Annotated in this window: 14 protein-coding genes and 1 riboswitch; of the genes, 11 read left to right on the top strand and 3 right to left on the bottom strand. The window is 59.0% G+C overall.

The features are described from left to right. Positions 1–61 precede the first annotated feature (61 nt). Complete coding sequence (locus K1558_RS14290) at positions 62–571, top strand: DUF2569 domain-containing protein (protein ID WP_238652258.1); 510 nt, start codon at positions 62–64, stop codon at positions 569–571. A gap of 137 nt (positions 572–708) precedes the next feature. On the opposite strand, the gene asd is transcribed toward K1558_RS14290, so the two are convergent. Both asd and K1558_RS14280 read right to left on the bottom strand, forming a co-directional pair. Then, positions 709–1,500, bottom strand: a complete 792-nt coding sequence (gene asd / locus K1558_RS14285) for an archaetidylserine decarboxylase (protein WP_238652255.1) — start codon at positions 1,498–1,500, stop codon at positions 709–711. Between the two features lie 91 nt (positions 1,501–1,591). Continuing rightward, on the bottom strand, positions 1,592–2,689 hold the full coding sequence (locus K1558_RS14280) for a YheC/YheD family endospore coat-associated protein (protein ID WP_238652254.1): 1,098 nt from the start codon (positions 2,687–2,689) through the stop codon (positions 1,592–1,594). 221 nt (positions 2,690–2,910) lie between these two features. Here K1558_RS14280 and K1558_RS33030 point away from each other — a divergent pair, with 221 nt between their 5' ends. The 5 genes from K1558_RS33030 to K1558_RS14255 all read left to right on the top strand — a co-directional run bounded on the left by K1558_RS33030 (position 2,911) and on the right by K1558_RS14255 (position 11,186). After that, the gene (locus K1558_RS33030) at positions 2,911–7,653 is read left to right on the top strand and encodes a WIAG-tail domain (RefSeq protein ID WP_238652253.1); all 4,743 of its coding nucleotides are present in this window, start codon (positions 2,911–2,913) and stop codon (positions 7,651–7,653) included. Between the two features lie 197 nt (positions 7,654–7,850). After that, the gene (locus K1558_RS14270; protein WP_238652252.1) at positions 7,851–8,690 is read left to right on the top strand and encodes a glycosyltransferase family 2 protein; all 840 of its coding nucleotides are present in this window, start codon (positions 7,851–7,853) and stop codon (positions 8,688–8,690) included. Next, positions 8,678–9,673 carry a glycosyltransferase family 2 protein gene (locus tag K1558_RS14265; RefSeq protein WP_238652251.1) on the top strand — a complete coding sequence of 332 codons (996 nt, stop codon included), beginning with the start codon at positions 8,678–8,680 and terminating at the stop codon, positions 9,671–9,673. Before K1558_RS14270 ends, K1558_RS14265 begins: the two co-directional genes overlap by 13 nt. Continuing rightward, positions 9,670–10,407: a glycosyltransferase family 2 protein gene (locus tag K1558_RS14260; RefSeq protein ID WP_238652250.1), complete on the top strand. Its 738-nt coding sequence runs from the start codon at positions 9,670–9,672 to the stop codon at positions 10,405–10,407. Before K1558_RS14265 ends, K1558_RS14260 begins: the two co-directional genes overlap by 4 nt. Before the next feature lie 47 nt (positions 10,408–10,454). Continuing rightward, positions 10,455–11,186, top strand: a complete 732-nt coding sequence (locus tag K1558_RS14255) for a sugar phosphate nucleotidyltransferase (RefSeq protein WP_238652249.1) — start codon at positions 10,455–10,457, stop codon at positions 11,184–11,186. A gap of 341 nt (positions 11,187–11,527) precedes the next feature. On the opposite strand, the gene K1558_RS14250 is transcribed toward K1558_RS14255, so the two are convergent. Continuing rightward, positions 11,528–12,052, bottom strand: coding sequence for a GNAT family N-acetyltransferase (locus tag K1558_RS14250; protein WP_238652248.1), 525 nt, complete (start codon positions 12,050–12,052; stop codon positions 11,528–11,530). A 199-nt stretch (positions 12,053–12,251) separates the two neighbouring features. Here K1558_RS14250 and K1558_RS14245 point away from each other — a divergent pair, with 199 nt between their 5' ends. The 5 genes from K1558_RS14245 (at position 12,252) to K1558_RS14225 (ending at position 14,341) form a co-directional block, all read left to right on the top strand. Further along, positions 12,252–12,539, top strand: a complete 288-nt coding sequence (locus tag K1558_RS14245; RefSeq protein ID WP_238652247.1) for a DUF3131 domain-containing protein — start codon at positions 12,252–12,254, stop codon at positions 12,537–12,539. Between the two features lie 33 nt (positions 12,540–12,572). After that, positions 12,573–12,908 carry an alpha-helical endospore appendage domain-containing protein gene (locus tag K1558_RS14240; protein ID WP_238652246.1) on the top strand — a complete coding sequence of 112 codons (336 nt, stop codon included), beginning with the start codon at positions 12,573–12,575 and terminating at the stop codon, positions 12,906–12,908. Beyond that, on the top strand, positions 12,905–13,216 hold the full coding sequence (locus tag K1558_RS14235) for a hypothetical protein (RefSeq protein WP_238652245.1): 312 nt from the start codon (positions 12,905–12,907) through the stop codon (positions 13,214–13,216). The genes K1558_RS14240 and K1558_RS14235 overlap by 4 nt, the downstream gene beginning before the upstream one ends. Next, entirely contained in the window at positions 13,213–13,617 is a 405-nt protein-coding gene (locus tag K1558_RS14230; protein WP_238652244.1) for a FliH/SctL family protein, read from the top strand. Before K1558_RS14235 ends, K1558_RS14230 begins: the two co-directional genes overlap by 4 nt. A gap of 196 nt (positions 13,618–13,813) precedes the next feature. Further along, entirely contained in the window at positions 13,814–14,341 is a 528-nt protein-coding gene (locus K1558_RS14225) for a GNAT family N-acetyltransferase (protein WP_238652243.1), read from the top strand. Positions 14,342–14,485: 144 nt separating this feature from the next. Continuing rightward, positions 14,486–14,584, top strand: a riboswitch (purine riboswitch). Positions 14,585–14,624 lie beyond the last annotated feature (40 nt).

Raw genomic sequence — 14,624 nt, 5'->3', positions numbered from 1 at the left:
AAAAAGTGGTGATCTGGTTATCCTTGTTAAGGCAACAACCAATTATAAGGAGGAACAGATTTTGGAGACAAATTTACAGCCGCAGCCGGCAAAGGCCTATTCACCGCTAGGCCCGTCAGGCCTAGGAGGCTGGCTGGTGCTGGTGCAGATCGGATTAATCTTAACCATATTTAACGTAGCGTTACAATTGGTCAATTATAATATTCCGAGCTTCGGCCGGGAATATTGGGGAGTGTTGGCATCCCCGCAAGGCGAATTGTATCATCCGCTCTGGGCGCCTGCGCTTATATTTGAAGCCGCAGCCAATGGAGTGCTTCTATTGCTTGCTGTCCTAACTTTGATTCTGTTCTATCAAAAGAAAGCGCTCATGCCGCGCATGATCATTTTGCTCTACACACTTAACCTGCTGATAGTCATCATTGATTATGCTCTGCTCCGGAGTATTCCAATGGCCTTTGAGTTTGAGGATGGAAGCACGCTGCGCGGCCTGGTCCGGGGGGTGCTCACCTGTGCGATATGGATCGCTTATTTCCGGAAATCTGAACGGGTAAGAAATACTTTTGTCAGATGAGAAGGTACACATGAATAAGCTCTTTACCAAGAGTAATCTCATCGTATTAAGAAGGCTCTGGAAGAATAGCAATATCCGCAGCTTAAAAAGGACTTCAGGCTGTTTCTGCCTTAAGTCCTTTTTTAGTTAAATTAAGGTTATACCGGCCGCCGCATCTCACCCAGCAGCTCGCCCATCTTCACCTTGGTGTCCGGGGCCAGCCCCGGGCGCGGGGTGAAGGTGCCGCTCTCCATCAGCAGGACCACCGTCGAGCCGAATTCGAAATAGGCCAGGTCGTCTCCCCGCTGCCATTCCGTGGCAGCTTCGTCGGTGTAACGGATACTGCTCACGTTCATTGCGCCTACCTTGACCACGGCGGTCTCGCCGTAGCTGCCGGCTATATAGGTAATCAGCCGCTCGTTACGGCTCAGGACACTCTTCATATGCCGCATCCCGAAATCGTTCACGGGGTAAGCCCGTCCACGGATATAGTCGCTCTCCCGCAGTTGTCCGGTTAACGGGGAATGAATCCGGTGATAATCGGTGGGACTCAGGTAGAGCACGAAATAATAGCCTTTTTTGTAGAGTTCGAGGTGTGGCGAGTGATTAAGCAAGTCCTCCAGCGTATAATCCTGCCCCTTCACATTCATTATCGTTCCGCAGTTGATCTCGCCCATGGCCGTAATCATCGCGTCCACCGGACTGGCCACCGTATGGTCGCCGCTGGCCACCGGGCGCATTCCCGGCTTCAGGCGGCGGCTGAAGAATTCATTCAGTGTGCGGTATTCTCCGGCAGCCTTCTCTGCCTCGGCCGCAGGAATACCATAGGAACGAATGAATACCGGAATCATAAAGCGGCTAAGTCTGCTGTGGGAAAAAGCCCCCATCAAGCGGGAAAGCCATCTGTGCGAGGACAGCTCGGTCATCAGCCGCAGCAATTGTTTAACCATGCCCATCTCCCTTCCGTCATGCAAGCTGTGTAAGCCCGTGCCAAGGGACTCCACCCGCTCTGCATTATATTGACATAGAATAGGAGACAAATCAATAAGAGTTCATTCTTAATGCTGCTTCGTACAGATATCTGGCATAGCCCATCGGCTGCCGGTAGCTGTCTTTCCAGACGCTGCTGAGCCCGGCCTTGCGGAACCCGTAACGCTGGTCGCGCCCGTTGCATTCGATGAAATAGAGATTTCCTTGCTTCGTCACCCCGATGTCCAGACCGAGATCTGCCAGGCCCGGCAGGCTCTGCTCCAGCTCCCGGGCAACCGCCAGACTCAGGGAGAGGACGGACATGCGCACCCTGGCTGCCTCCTCCCCGGGGAATGCCCGTTCGAGTACAAATGAGGTCTGCAGCGCTTCCCCTCCCCTGGCAATATTGGAGACGAATCCTCCCGGTGCGGCGAGCTTCGCGAACATCCCGGTCACCTGCCATGCCCCGCCCCAGCCCCGCTGCACGGTGACGCGCAGATCGAACGGGCGTCCGCCGATTTCAGCCAGCGGAATCCGTTCCTGAACCAGATAAGGCACGGCAGCGAGGCGGGCGCGGAGAGCCCGGGGCAGCGCGTCCGGGCGGACTGGCCGGATGAACGAGCGCCTGGAGCCGGCGGGTGAGTAGCTCCAGATCCAACGTTCTCCGCCGCTGCGCGTCAGGCGCATCACGCCGTTGCCGACACTGCCCCGGCATGGCTTGAGGATGAGATCGGGATAGCGGTCCATCATCTCCCTTAAGCCGGATAATCCGGAGGAGGTGGCCGGCAGTGCTGCCTGCAGCTCCTTGTTACGCTCCAGCAAGGCATGAATCTGATCCTTGCCGTAGCGGTTGCATCTGTTATAGACCTGAATCCCCTGCTGAACCAGGCGATCTATACCGCTGCTATGCGGATCATAAATCGCCCGGTTATGGATGATTTGCGGTGTCGGGACGATGTGCGTCCGGTATCCTTGAGTCCCTGTCTTCATATAGACCCTGCTGAAGCCGGACTGTGTATCGATGTCGGACAGCTTCACAAAGCAAGGGGTTAACCCGTATGCGGCAGCAGCCTCTTCGTAGTTAGCCAGAGACTCCTGTCCGGTTCTTAGCCGGGGAACGCCCCCGTGCATAGCGGCATTTAGCAGTATCCCAACGAGCGTTTGCCCCATGTTTGTTCCTCCCGTTATCTAGAAGTAGCTTCCCGGAGATTGACGTCTCTTGTCATTGTATGTATGTACTTGCCCGCCAGGGTTGGACGGATGCGCGGTGGCAGATGCCCTTTTTTACAGGGGGGAAGGTCAGGTTCTCTATGGAAGATAATGGTGTCATCCGCCCATGCGGCTGCATATGATGCCTAGAAGAAACAACAGAGGGAAGGAGGAGACTGCTTGTGAAGAGTCCCAAACGGAAACAGCAACGCCGTTCCAAAAAACCGCTTTATTTCATCGATGATCCCAATAAGACTGAACTTAGCATGTTGAACAGCAGTCCCGGAACACAGGAAGACAGAGAGTCTGCTGAGGTGAGGGCCGCTATGGCCCAGGATGAGGCGCTGCAGGTAAGCGGGGTGGCGGCAGAGCTGGTCCGGCAACCCCTGATTGATCAAGAGAATATTCAGGAAACGGCACCGGCGGAGGAAGCGCTGAACGAAGGCACAGTGACCATATTTGAAGCAACCGCAGCAGCTCCTGTGGAAAAAGAACGCCTCCAGCCGGTCTACACCGACGACCTCTCCGACGCGGCCGTTACCGGTGCGAAGATTGCTCCCCGGACCATTGACGGCTCCAAGCTGAAGCATGGCATCATCGGGACACTATGGCTTCAGGATTATGCAGTGCAGAATATCAACCTTGCGGACAAGGCCGTAACCTCCTCCAAAATTGCACCGGAATCGGTCACCGGTGAGCATCTGGCTGACAGCAGCATCAGCGGAGGGAAGCTGCTCGATCATTCCATCGGCGGCGAGAAGCTGAAGGACGGCAGCATCGGCCCAGAGAAGCTGGCGGACCGGATTATCGACGGAGGACATATTGCGGATGGCGCGGTCAGCAGCCGGCATCTCAGTGAATGCATCATCACGGCAGAGCTGCTGGACGACGGGGCGGTCACCGGCGAGAAAATTCTCAGCAGCAGCATTGTCAGCCGCCATATCAGCAACGGCAGCATCGACCGCTCCAAGCTGGCGGATGAAGCCGTATCCGGCGACAAAATTGCCGACGGCGAAGTCAGCAGTACCAAGCTGGCCGATGCGGTCATCGAGAGCCGGCATGTGGGCGAAGGCGTTATTACCGCCAAGCATCTGGCACCGGGTGCGATCGGGCGGGAACAGCTGGCTGCACGGCTCATCGGCAAGGAGCAGCTTCAGCCCGGCATTATCGACAGCGGGCAGCTCGCGGACGGGGCTGTGGGGTCACGGCAGATCGCAGCGAAGGCGGTCCGCAGCCAGCATCTGGGTCCTGAGAGTGTTACAGCGGAGCATATCGCCGAAGGGGAGATCGGCAGCCGGCATCTGGCCGACCGCAGCATTTCCTTCGTGAAGCTGGCGGAGGGTGCAGTCGGCACAACCCAGCTAATCGAGCAGGCGGTCACCTCCTCCAAAATAGCCGATCAGAGCATTCTGCCCCATAAGCTGGCGGACGAAGCGGTAACCACACGCCATATTGCCAAATCGGCTGTGCGCGGTCCGCAGATCGCCCTGCAGGCTGTCACAGCGGCTCACCTGGCCCGCGAAGCGGTGGAGAATTCCCATCTGGCCCCGGAATCCGTAGGATCGGTGGAACTGCAGGAGCACTCTGTGCAGACCGTTCATCTCGCCAGAGGTGCGGTTACCGAGGAACAGCTGGGTTATGAAGCGGTAACCGGGGAGCATCTGAGCCCGCAGAGTATCACCGCAGCCAAGCTGGCGGACGGCAGTATCACATCAGCTAAGCTGGCCAGTGGCGCTGTCGGCGGTTACATCATAGCTAAAGAAGCGGTAAGCGGTGAGCATATTGCCGTCTGTGCTGTGGAAGAGAAGCATCTGGCGGATGGAAGCATCAGCAGCCGGGCGCTGCAGGAGGAAGCGGTCGATGCCGGGCATCTGGCCCCCGGCGCGATCGAGCGCCGCCATCTTGGCGAGAGCAGCGTGACCTCGTCGGCCCTGCAAGCCGGTTCGGTTACTGGAGATAAGCTGTCCTCCGGTGCCGTGAAGGAAGCCCATCTCTCCGCAGCCATTGTACAGCCCCATCATCTCGCCGATTATGCCGTAACCTCGCTTAAGCTGTCGCCGGAGAGTGTTACGACAGATAAGCTGGGCGACTTGTCGGTTACGTCCGTCAAGCTGGCGGACGGCAGTGTTAGTGCTGATAAGTTGGCGGTGTCCGCTGTACAAGGCGAGCACCTGTCAGCAGGGGCGGTAGGCCCGGATTCCCTCGGCAATCTGTCGGTCCAAGGCAGACATCTTGCACCAGGCAGTGTAGGCGGAGCCCATATCCGGCCCATGTCGGTCGGCAACGGGCATATTCTTCCAAGCTCAGTCTCCTCCATCCAGATACAGGATGGCAGCATCGGTTCCGCCAAGCTGGCGGACGGAGCGGTTGCTTCCCGTCACCTGTCCCCTGAGAGTGTGGAGGGAGCGCACTTGGCTGAAGCAGCGGTTAAAGGGCGGCATGTCGCGGATGGAGCCATCGCGCTGGAACATCTGGCAGAGGAAGTACGCAGCGCACGAATTCTGCCGGACGGCAGTATCGGGCCGGAGAAGCTGGCTGCGGCCGCGGTGGAAGCGAATCATCTGGCCGACGGCAGTGTGCAGGCGGTTCACTTGGCCCGGCAAGCGGTGGAAGGCCGGCACATCCGGCCCGGTGAAATTACGCTTGCCCATCTGGCTGAGGAGACGCGTACCGCCGATCTTCTTCCGGACAGCAGCATTACAGGCAGCAAGCTGGGTGCAGGCGCAGTGGGGGCCTACCACCTGGCTGCGGGAAGTGTCTACGGCGGACATCTGGCTGCTGGCGCAGTAGACAGCCGCCATCTGCGCCCCGGCAGCATCCTGCGCGGGCATCTGGCGGAAGAGACACTGAGTGCAGAGCTGCTGCCGGACGGCAGCATCGGCAGCGTGAAGCTGGCTGCCGGTGCGGTGAGCTCGCTGAATCTGCAGCAGGAGAGCATCTACGGCGAGCATCTGGTTGACGCCATTGTCCAGGAGCGTCATCTGCGCCCCGGCCTGATCAAGCTTGCCCATCTGGCGGAGGAAGTGCGGAGCACAGAGCTCCTGCCGGATGGCAGCATTGGCGGCAGCAAGCTGGCCGCAGGCGCGGTAGGGTCCTTCCATCTGGCGGCGGGCAGTGTGTATGGAGGTCATCTGGCAGCGGATGCGGTAGACGGCCGTCATATCCGTCCGGGCAGCATTCAGCTGGAGCATCTGGCTGCCGAGACACTCAGTGCGGAGCTGCTGCCGGACGGCAGCATCGACAGCGTGAAGCTGGCCGCCGGTGCTGTGCAATCACAGCATTTGCAGCCTCAGAGCATAGAAGGGGTGCATCTTGCAGACGAAGCCGTACAGCAGCGTCATCTGGGGGCCGGGATCGTAGGCCTTGCCCATCTGGCGGAGGAGGTACGGAGTGCGGAGCTGTTGCCGGACGGCAGTATTGATAGCGGGAAGCTGGCGATAGAAGCCGTAGGCTCGCTGCATCTGCAGCCGCAGAGCGTGGATGCCGAACATCTTGCAGACGGTGCAGTACAGGAGCAGCATCTGGGAGCCGGAGTCATCAGGCTGGCCCATCTTGCAGGAGAGGTGCGGAGTGCGGACCTGCTTCCGGACGGCAGCATACAAGGAAACAAACTGGCGGCCGGCGCGGTGGGCACTGTTCATCTGGCCTCCGGCAGTGTCTACGGCGGGCACCTGGCTCCTGAAGCAGTGGACAGCTGCCATCTCCGTGCAGGCAGCATCCGGCGGGAGCATCTGGCGGGAGAAATAATGACCGCTGAGCAGCTGCCGGACGGCAGCATTACCGGGGGGAAGCTGGTTTCCGGCAGCGTTGGCCCAAGAGAGCTGGCTGAAGGCGCAGTTAGCCATTCCGCACTGCAGGATGAGGCGGTAGACGGCACCAAAATCAGCCCCTCCGCCATCCAGTCCCGCCATCTCGGCGAAGGCAGTGTGCACAGTCATCACATCGTCCAGGGGGCGGTGACCGGGGACCATCTGGCCCCAGCCATCATTGACGGACATCATATCCGCGCAGGCAGTATCCGGCCGGAGCATCTGGCGGGAGATGTAGTGACCGCAGATCAGCTCCCGGAAGGCAGCATTGCCGGCGGGAAGCTGGCTTCCGGCAGCATTGGCCCAAGAGAGCTGGCTGAAGGCGCAGTTAGCCATTCCGCACTGCAGGATGAGGCGGTAGACGGCACCAAAATCAGCTCCTTCGCCATCCAATCCCGCCATCTGGAAGAGGACAGCGTACAGAGCTATCACATTGTCGAGGGAGCGGTGATCGGGGAGCATCTGGCCCCAGCCATCATTGACGGGCATCATATCCGCGCGGGCAGCATCCGGCCGGAGCATCTGGCGGGAGATGTAATGACCGCAGATCAGCTCCCGGACGGCAGCATCGCCGGCGGGAAGCTGGCTTCCGGCAGTATCGGGGCCAGAGAGCTGGCCGAAGGCGCAGTGGGCCGTTCCGCGCTGCAGGATGAGGCGGTAGACGGCACCAAAATCAGCCCCTTCGCCATCCAGTCCCGTCATATCGACGAAGAGAGTGTGCACAGCCATCACATTGTCCAGGGGGCGGTGACCGGGGATCATCTGGCTCCCGGATCGGTGAACCCGGAGCATCTCTCCTTCCGTCCGGTGCAGAGTGCCGGGAACCGTGATGTGCTGCAGCAGTTTGGCATGACTGCGTTTATGTTTAACGGGGATGCCCAGAGTGTTGAGGTGACGGTATCTTTTGACGAGAGCTTCGGTCATACCGGCTATGTGCTGGTCGCCATGACCAATCAGCCCTACTTCCATGCTTCGTTGAAGAACAGGGCGGGCGGAGAAGCGACGATTGAAGTGGTGCGGCTGAAGGAGACCCAGCATTTCTATGGCGTGCTGTCCTGGATTGCCCTCGGGACGCCACTGAGCAGACCTTCTGCAGACCACCGTGCCTTTGATTGACTGAACGGGAACAGAATATAACGATCTGGGGCGCAGCCGTCGGCTGCGCCTTGTGGCATGATCAGGGCGGGCGCAGCGGCATTTGTCCAATTATCTGGCACCGGGGTGACACTTGCCGTTACCGGGGATGACCGCATACATAGACTATGGTGTAACCCTCAGCCCGGGAACAGCCCTCTGAAGGAAGGTGAATGAGTATGAAGCCCAGACGAACAACAGCCCGCCGCACTGGACGCCGGGCAGCCCGGCCGGCACGGCGGCCGATCCGGCCGGTCCCCTCTGCCGTGCCGCCTGCGGTGAATCACCCTGAGCCTTATGTATCGGTGATTATCCCCGCGATGAATGAAGAGCAGACGATTGAAGCCGTAATTGCCGGAGCCAGAGGCGTTCATTCCCGCTGTGAGGTTATTGTCATTGTTAACGGTTCTGCTGACCGGACAGCAGAACTTGCGCGCTCCTGCGGAGCGGATGTGATCTGGTATGAGCAGCCGCTTGGCCATGATGCCGGGCGCAGCGTGGGCGCGGCGGCAGCCAAGGGGGAGGTTCTGCTGTTCACGGACGGGGATCTGGTCATTCCCGCTGCGAAGCTGCAGCCTTTCGTGACAGCGGTTAGCGGCGGGGCGGATCTTGCCCTCAACGATTATTCCGGCCCCGTCCGGAGCAGGCTGCCGCATCCGGTCGTGCTCTCCAAGCATGTGCTTAACCTGCTGCTTGGAAGACCTGACCTGAAGGGCTGCTCCCTTACAGCCGTCCCCCATGCGATCAGCCGCAGAGCCCTGGAGGTTCTGGGCAGCGGGCTGTTGTCACGGCCTCCGCTCGCCCATGCGCAAGCGGTGCTGAACGGCCTGGCAGTGACGGCGGTGCATCATGTGCCTGTGGGCAGGATGAATGCCGTCCGCCGGAAGGCGAGCGGCAGCGATCCCCTGCAGGAGATCATCCTCCGGGACCATCTGGACGCTGCGGCCCTGGTACTGGAGCACAGGGGGGGCCGGGCAGGCTTCGGCGACGGTACAAGGCGAAGGGAATGGGTGAGATGATGGCAGAGCAGGAACTATCCGTCAGCGGGCTGTCTTCAGCGGGACGCACAGCGTCCGGGCGCAGCGGCGCTCCGGGCCATGCTGCCGGACGCGGCACTGCACGGGGGGCGGTTAAGAGCGTCAAGCGGACCGGCCGCCGCAGACCGGCAGGGGCCGGTCCGCGGCGCTCCCGGTCCGGGCGGGGCTCCGCCTCCCGGGCCGCAGCCCGGACCTCTCCCGCCTGGCGCGGCTCACTGTCGGTCATTATCTCGGCAAGGAATGAGGAAGAGACCTTGCCGAAGCTGCTGGAGCAGGTCATGCGGCTCCGGCCGCTGGAGATTATTGTGGTGCTGAACGGCTGCAGTGACCGCAGCTTTCGGCGTACCCGGCTGTGTCCCCAGGCCACGGTTGTCTGTCTGCCGGAACCGGCCGGGCATGACGTTGGGCGTTCGCTGGGCGCGAAGCTCAGCCGGGGGGAGCTGCTGCTTTTTCTGGACGGGGATATGGTCATTCCTGCCGGGCAGCTGACTCCGTTCGTCGCGGCGGTGGACCGGGGCGTGGATGTAGCGCTGAATGATCTGGATCCCCTGCTGCCGCCATTCGGCTTAAGCGATGCGGTGACCCGCTGCAAGCTGTATCTGAACCAGGTACTCGGCCGCCCGGATCTCGGGGCCAGCTCTATGACGGCTGTACCCCATGCCTTGTCGCGCCGGGCGCTGGAGAGCATCGGTTACCGCGAGCTCATGGTTCCGCCCAAGGCACTGGCGCTGGCCGTTCTGGGAGGGCTGCAGGTCGAGAAGGCCGGTGCGGTGAATGTGATTAAGCAGAACCGTCTCCGCCTGGGCAACACGGGGGCAGGGAATCCCACCGAACGGCTGATTTCCGGCGACCATGCCGAAGCGCTGGCCTGGGTGATTGCGCAGCAGCGGTCCGGCGGACAGCTGACGGCAGAGCATCTGCAGGAGCACCGCAGACAGATCGCCGCCTGGAGGAACGCTCTATGACAATGACCAGCATCATTATTCCAACCTATAACAGACTCGGGCTGCTGCGCTCCTGTGTGGAATCGATCAGGGCGTACACCGGGTCTGCCTATGAAATTATTGTAGTGGACAATGCCTCGAATGACGGTACAGAAGCTTATTGCCGCGCGAACAGCCTGGCTTTCATCTCCCTGCCGGAGAACCGGGGGTTCCCGCAGGCCTGCAATCTGGGGCTGCAGCTGGCGGCGGGCGATGAGCTGCTGCTGCTGAACAATGATGTCATTGTATCGCAGGGCTGGCTGGATAATCTGAAGAGAGCCTTGTACAGTGCCCCCGATATCGGTATTGTCGGACCGGTGACGAATTATGCCAGCGGCCGGCAGCAGGTGCAGACCGGCTATACGGATATTCCCGGCTACCATGCCGAAGCGGCCCGGGCGAATCTCCCGGATGCGGCCAAATGGATAGAGACGCGGAGGCTGGTAGGTCTGTGCTTTTTGTTCACAAGACAGCTCATGGACACCATCGGCCTGCTCGATGAACGGTATTCGCCGGGCCATTACGAAGATGATGATTACTGCTACCGCGCCCGGCTCCAGGGCTACCGCCTGCTGATAGCCGGAGATTGTCTGGTTCATCATGAAGGCAGCGCCAGCTTCAGGGAGGTCTATTCCGCTTCGCTGCAGGAGCTGGTGGAGCGCAACCGCAGGATTTTTATGGAGAAATGGCAAGTGGACCCGTCACAGTTCATCTGAGCCATCTGGCTGAAGGCTAAAGACGTAGATAAAAAGGAGGAAAGTAAGTGAAAGGAGTCATACTGGCCGGCGGAACAGGAACAAGGCTATACCCGCTCACCCGGCTTATGAACAAACATTTGCTTCCGGTCGGCAAATACCCTATGGTGTGCTACGGGATCGAACGGCTGCGCCAGGGGGGGATTACCGATATTCTCCTGGTCATCAGCAAACAGTCCGCAGGACAGTATACTGACTTTTTGGGCAGCGGCGCGGAATTCGGCGTATCTCTGACTTACAAAATCCAGGAGGCTGCAGGCGGCATCGCAGAAGCGCTGGAGCTGGCGGAAGGGTTCGTTCTGCCGGGTGAACGGTTTGTCGTGCTGCTGGGCGATAATTTGTTTACGGATGAGCTGGGGCCCTACATGGAGAGTTATCTGCAGCAGCCGGAGGGGACCGCCAAGGTGCTCCTGAAGCCGGTTGAGGATGCTCGGAGATACGGGGTTCCGGTGTTTGACAGCGAAGATGCCTCCCTGATTGCTTATATTGAAGAGAAGCCGGAGCAGCCGAAGACGAAATACTGTGTGACCGGCATATATATGTACGATGAAGCGGTATTCGATATTATCCGCCGGGTGTCTCCTTCGCGGAGAGGCGAGCTGGAGATCACCGATGTGAACAATATCTATGCCGCCGAGCGCAAGCTGAGCTATGATGTGCTGCAAGGCTGGTGGAGTGACGCGGGAACCTTCCAGTCTCTGCGCGAAGCCGGCGAGAAGCTGCGGGATACGCTGCCCTGAGGGGCGGCGTTTTTTTGCGGCTGAGGCGGGGGAAGCGGCTAATTGGGCTACATAGGAAAAGAAAGGGTGACTCAGAGGGATAACTCCCTCTGAGTTGGGCGAAAGTGGGCTGAGTGCTGGAGTGAAGGGGATAAATCCCTCTGGTGCGGCCGGAGGTGGGCGGAACGTGCGAATGAGGAGCAGAAGTGCACTTGAATCCGGCAAAAGCGGGCATGAGGTGGAAATGTGGTGCACAAGTGCACCTGAATCCGGCAAAAGCGGACACCGGGCCGGAATGTGGTGCATTAACGCACCTGAGTCACGTTACAAGTCAGGGGCGCCCCCTGCCGCCCCCGCCCCGGTCAACCGCCGGACGGCCGGGCGACTCTCCACCATAACAAATCTTCGGTCTCCCGGTACATCTCTGCACCCAGATGCTGCAGAACACGGTGTGAGGCGAAATTGTCCTTCTCGGTATCGGCGATGACCCAGGCCGCACCGGGATGGTTGAAGATCCAGGCGGTGATCTGCCGCATCGCTTCCGTAGCGTAGCCTTGACCCCGGTAACGCTCATCCAGAACATAACCTACGATGACCTCGCCTGATTCATTCGGTGCACCCTTCAGAATAAGGAAGCCGATCAGCCGCTGATCCTCCAGATGAATAACCGCCCAATTGGTGAGCCATGTGTAATTCTCTTCATCCTGAAGTACCTTAGTGTGTCTGACCCGCATCGCATAACGCATATCTTCATCATCCAGCAGTGTTGGAGCTGGAGCAATCTTTAGCCCGATCGTCTGCTCCAGCTCCGCGTAATTATCCAAGGCTAAGGCCAGCTCGGCTGCGGTTAAGGGCCGCAGGGCCAACCGGTTATTTCTATGTATCATATAGTGCCTCCTGTTCCGGCCCGAACGCGTACATTCCGGGATTAGCCAAACATAGTCCGCGCCCGGCCCTTTGTCAATATCCGATTCTTGCCCTTCTGCCGGCCGGCCCGCTCCCCGCAACTTGCCGCCCTTCCCCCGCACCGTCAAGGCGGATGCCGCATATGCTGTAGCAGGGCGTTTGAGCAAAGGAGACATGAAGGTGCAGAGTAAAATTACGAAAGTCCTGCAGCACATGGCCCATACGCACGAACAAATGGCACGGATTCTCGACGCCGAACGCCACGTAGCCGTCCGTATGTCGCAAATAGTTCACGATCTGCCGGATGCGGACCCTGATTTCGGCGGATTCAGTGGGCTGGTCGAAAGCTCAGGTCAGGTCAACAAAAGCATTATTGCCTACTTGAACGCCTTTGCCGATCTCGAAGAGGCCATGGCTGAGGGCGTGGGCAGAGTCATCAAGGAACTCAACGGTCAGGAAGAAGAGTAAGGGGAGCGCATCCCCTGAGCAAGGAGGCGGAGGATGAGCAGAGAAAAGGCATATCTGCAAATGCTGGAGTCAACCGCTGTTATCCAGTGGAACATCGCGATGATTCTTGAGGCCAAAGCGGTGGAAGCGGAAAAAGTGAAGCAGTGGACCCATCATCATATCCACGCTAGAGCATTCGACTCTCATGAAGATCAGCTGAAGGAGTCTATCTCCATTCATGATGTCATCGTCGAGATGGTAGAGGGATTGACGAAGCTGGAGAACGGGCTGTACAGCAATCTGAAGGCGGTGCTGGGCAGCGGTGAGGATGAGGGCGGCGACTTCGGCGGGGACGGGGATGGATTCAGCTTCGGAGATGACAGCAAATGAGCGGCGGGCTGCTCTCCGAACACGCCGTCAAGCTGGAGATGATCCGCTCGATCGCCCGCAGCCAGGCAGCGCTCGCAGCTATTCTGGAGAGTATTGCCGAGGTTACGGGGCAATCGGAGCTGACAGCCCGCAAGCTAAGCGACAATATCCGTATTCTTAGCGGGTATCAGAGCGCGATGTGCCGGATGATGTCCGGAATCTCGCTGCATGAGCCCAAAGAAGGAGTGCCTGCTGCTCCCTGGCTGAGCAAGGCTGCTCAGTGGGGGGACGCCGGCAGTAGAAGAAGTACAGGAGGCGTAGAGATATGAAGACTAAGAGACAGGGCAAGCTTCGTTCCGCAAGCAGAGGGGCAAAACGCAGACCGCTGCTGTCCCGCAAAGCACGGCTGCGCAAAGGACCTAGCCGCAAGACACGCAGATCCTTGCTCCGCAAGGGCGGGAAGAATCCGCTGCTGCTGCGCAAAAAAAGAAGACTGCGCCGCCGCCTGATCCGCAGACGGCGCGCTGTACACCCGCCGGTGCAGGTGACACCAGCCATCGAGACGCCGCTCTCGCCCCAGGTGGTGCCGCTCCCCCCGGACCTGGGCGTCCCTCCGGAGCTGCCGCCGGGAGACGCCTATCAGCAGGGCTACACCGAAGCATACAACGTGGGGTTCGACGCCGGATTCGCCAAGGGCTTCGAGGACGGACACAAGCTGGAGCTGGGCTGACAGAGCCGCAGGCAGCAGGCGGCTGACGGGCTGAGTGATAGGGCTATAGAGGAGGGTGCAGCATGCGCCGTCTTCTATAGCCCTGATTAAGGATAGCGTGTGAAGCGGGGGGATCGGAATTTCCGGCCGGATGTGGTAGACTGCTTAAATGAATCTTTACCGGGTTCACCATTCGGACAGGAAAGCAGGGATGTACATGAGCGGGAATGAGATACGCAGAGCGCACAGCGGAGAGATCCAGGAGATTATGAATCTGATTGCCAAATGTGTACAAGTCATGCAGGCCGGCGGCAGCGATCAATGGGATGAGGGGTATCCGAACCGCGAAGTGATCAGTGAGGATATCAGGAGCGGGACCTTGTTTGTCTGTACAGATCACGGGGCTATTGCCGGAATTCTGGTGCTGGATGAGAATCAGGCGGAGCAGTACCGGGACATCGAGTGGACCGAGACGCAAGGCCCGCATCTGATCATGCACCGGCTAGCGGTCCATCCGGAGATTCAGGGCAAGGGAATTGCCCGGCGGCTTATCGCCTTTGCCGAGGAGTTCGCCCGCAGCGGCGGATACAGCAGCATCCGGCTGGATACCTATGCGAAGAACGACAAGGCGCTCAAGCTGTACCCTTCACTGGGCTACCTGCAGAGGGGAGAGATACGTTTTCCCGGCCGAACGGCGGCTTTTCCGGTATTCGAGAAGGTATTGACGGATATTTCAGAGGGATGACAGGAAATGTGTTATATAAAATAACATTTTATTCGCGTGAAAAACATAATTCCGGACAATAATACATTTCGAGAATAATTGTGTTAATTTAATTAACGTGTATTGACATGAAAGTTGTCTTCGGAGTATGATGGGATTATTCATAAGCAATGGAATAGTCCTTTTCGTATATCCTTAATAATTGGGTTAAGGGTCTCTACCGGGAACCGTAAATTTCTGGCTACGAAAATATGCTGCGGCATATTTTTGTGGCTATTTTGCGTTGAAATCAAGCCGGACATCA

Source organism: Paenibacillus piscarius (assembly GCF_022234545.1).
Taxonomy (GTDB): Bacteria; Bacillota; Bacilli; order Paenibacillales; family Paenibacillaceae; genus Paenibacillus_AQ; species Paenibacillus_AQ piscarius.
This window is presented reverse-complemented; position numbering and strand designations above follow the sequence as displayed.

What these genes read in the sequence shown, in the direction of transcription:
- asd (WP_238652255.1), bottom strand. Translation starts at nt 1,500, where the DNA reads ATGGTTAAACAATTGCTGCGGCTGATGACCGAGCTGTCCTCGCACAGA.
- K1558_RS14280 (WP_238652254.1), bottom strand. Translation starts at nt 2,689, where the DNA reads ATGGGGCAAACGCTCGTTGGGATACTGCTAAATGCCGCTATGCACGGG.
- K1558_RS14270 (WP_238652252.1), top strand. Translation starts at nt 7,851, where the DNA reads ATGAAGCCCAGACGAACAACAGCCCGCCGCACTGGACGCCGGGCAGCC.
- K1558_RS14265 (WP_238652251.1), top strand. Translation starts at nt 8,678, where the DNA reads ATGGGTGAGATGATGGCAGAGCAGGAACTATCCGTCAGCGGGCTGTCT.
- K1558_RS14260 (WP_238652250.1), top strand. Translation starts at nt 9,670, where the DNA reads ATGACAATGACCAGCATCATTATTCCAACCTATAACAGACTCGGGCTG.
- K1558_RS14250 (WP_238652248.1), bottom strand. Translation starts at nt 12,052, where the DNA reads ATGATACATAGAAATAACCGGTTGGCCCTGCGGCCCTTAACCGCAGCC.
- K1558_RS14240 (WP_238652246.1), top strand. Translation starts at nt 12,573, where the DNA reads ATGAGCAGAGAAAAGGCATATCTGCAAATGCTGGAGTCAACCGCTGTT.
- K1558_RS14235 (WP_238652245.1), top strand. Translation starts at nt 12,905, where the DNA reads ATGAGCGGCGGGCTGCTCTCCGAACACGCCGTCAAGCTGGAGATGATC.
- K1558_RS14230 (WP_238652244.1), top strand. Translation starts at nt 13,213, where the DNA reads ATGAAGACTAAGAGACAGGGCAAGCTTCGTTCCGCAAGCAGAGGGGCA.
- K1558_RS14225 (WP_238652243.1), top strand. Translation starts at nt 13,814, where the DNA reads ATGAGCGGGAATGAGATACGCAGAGCGCACAGCGGAGAGATCCAGGAG.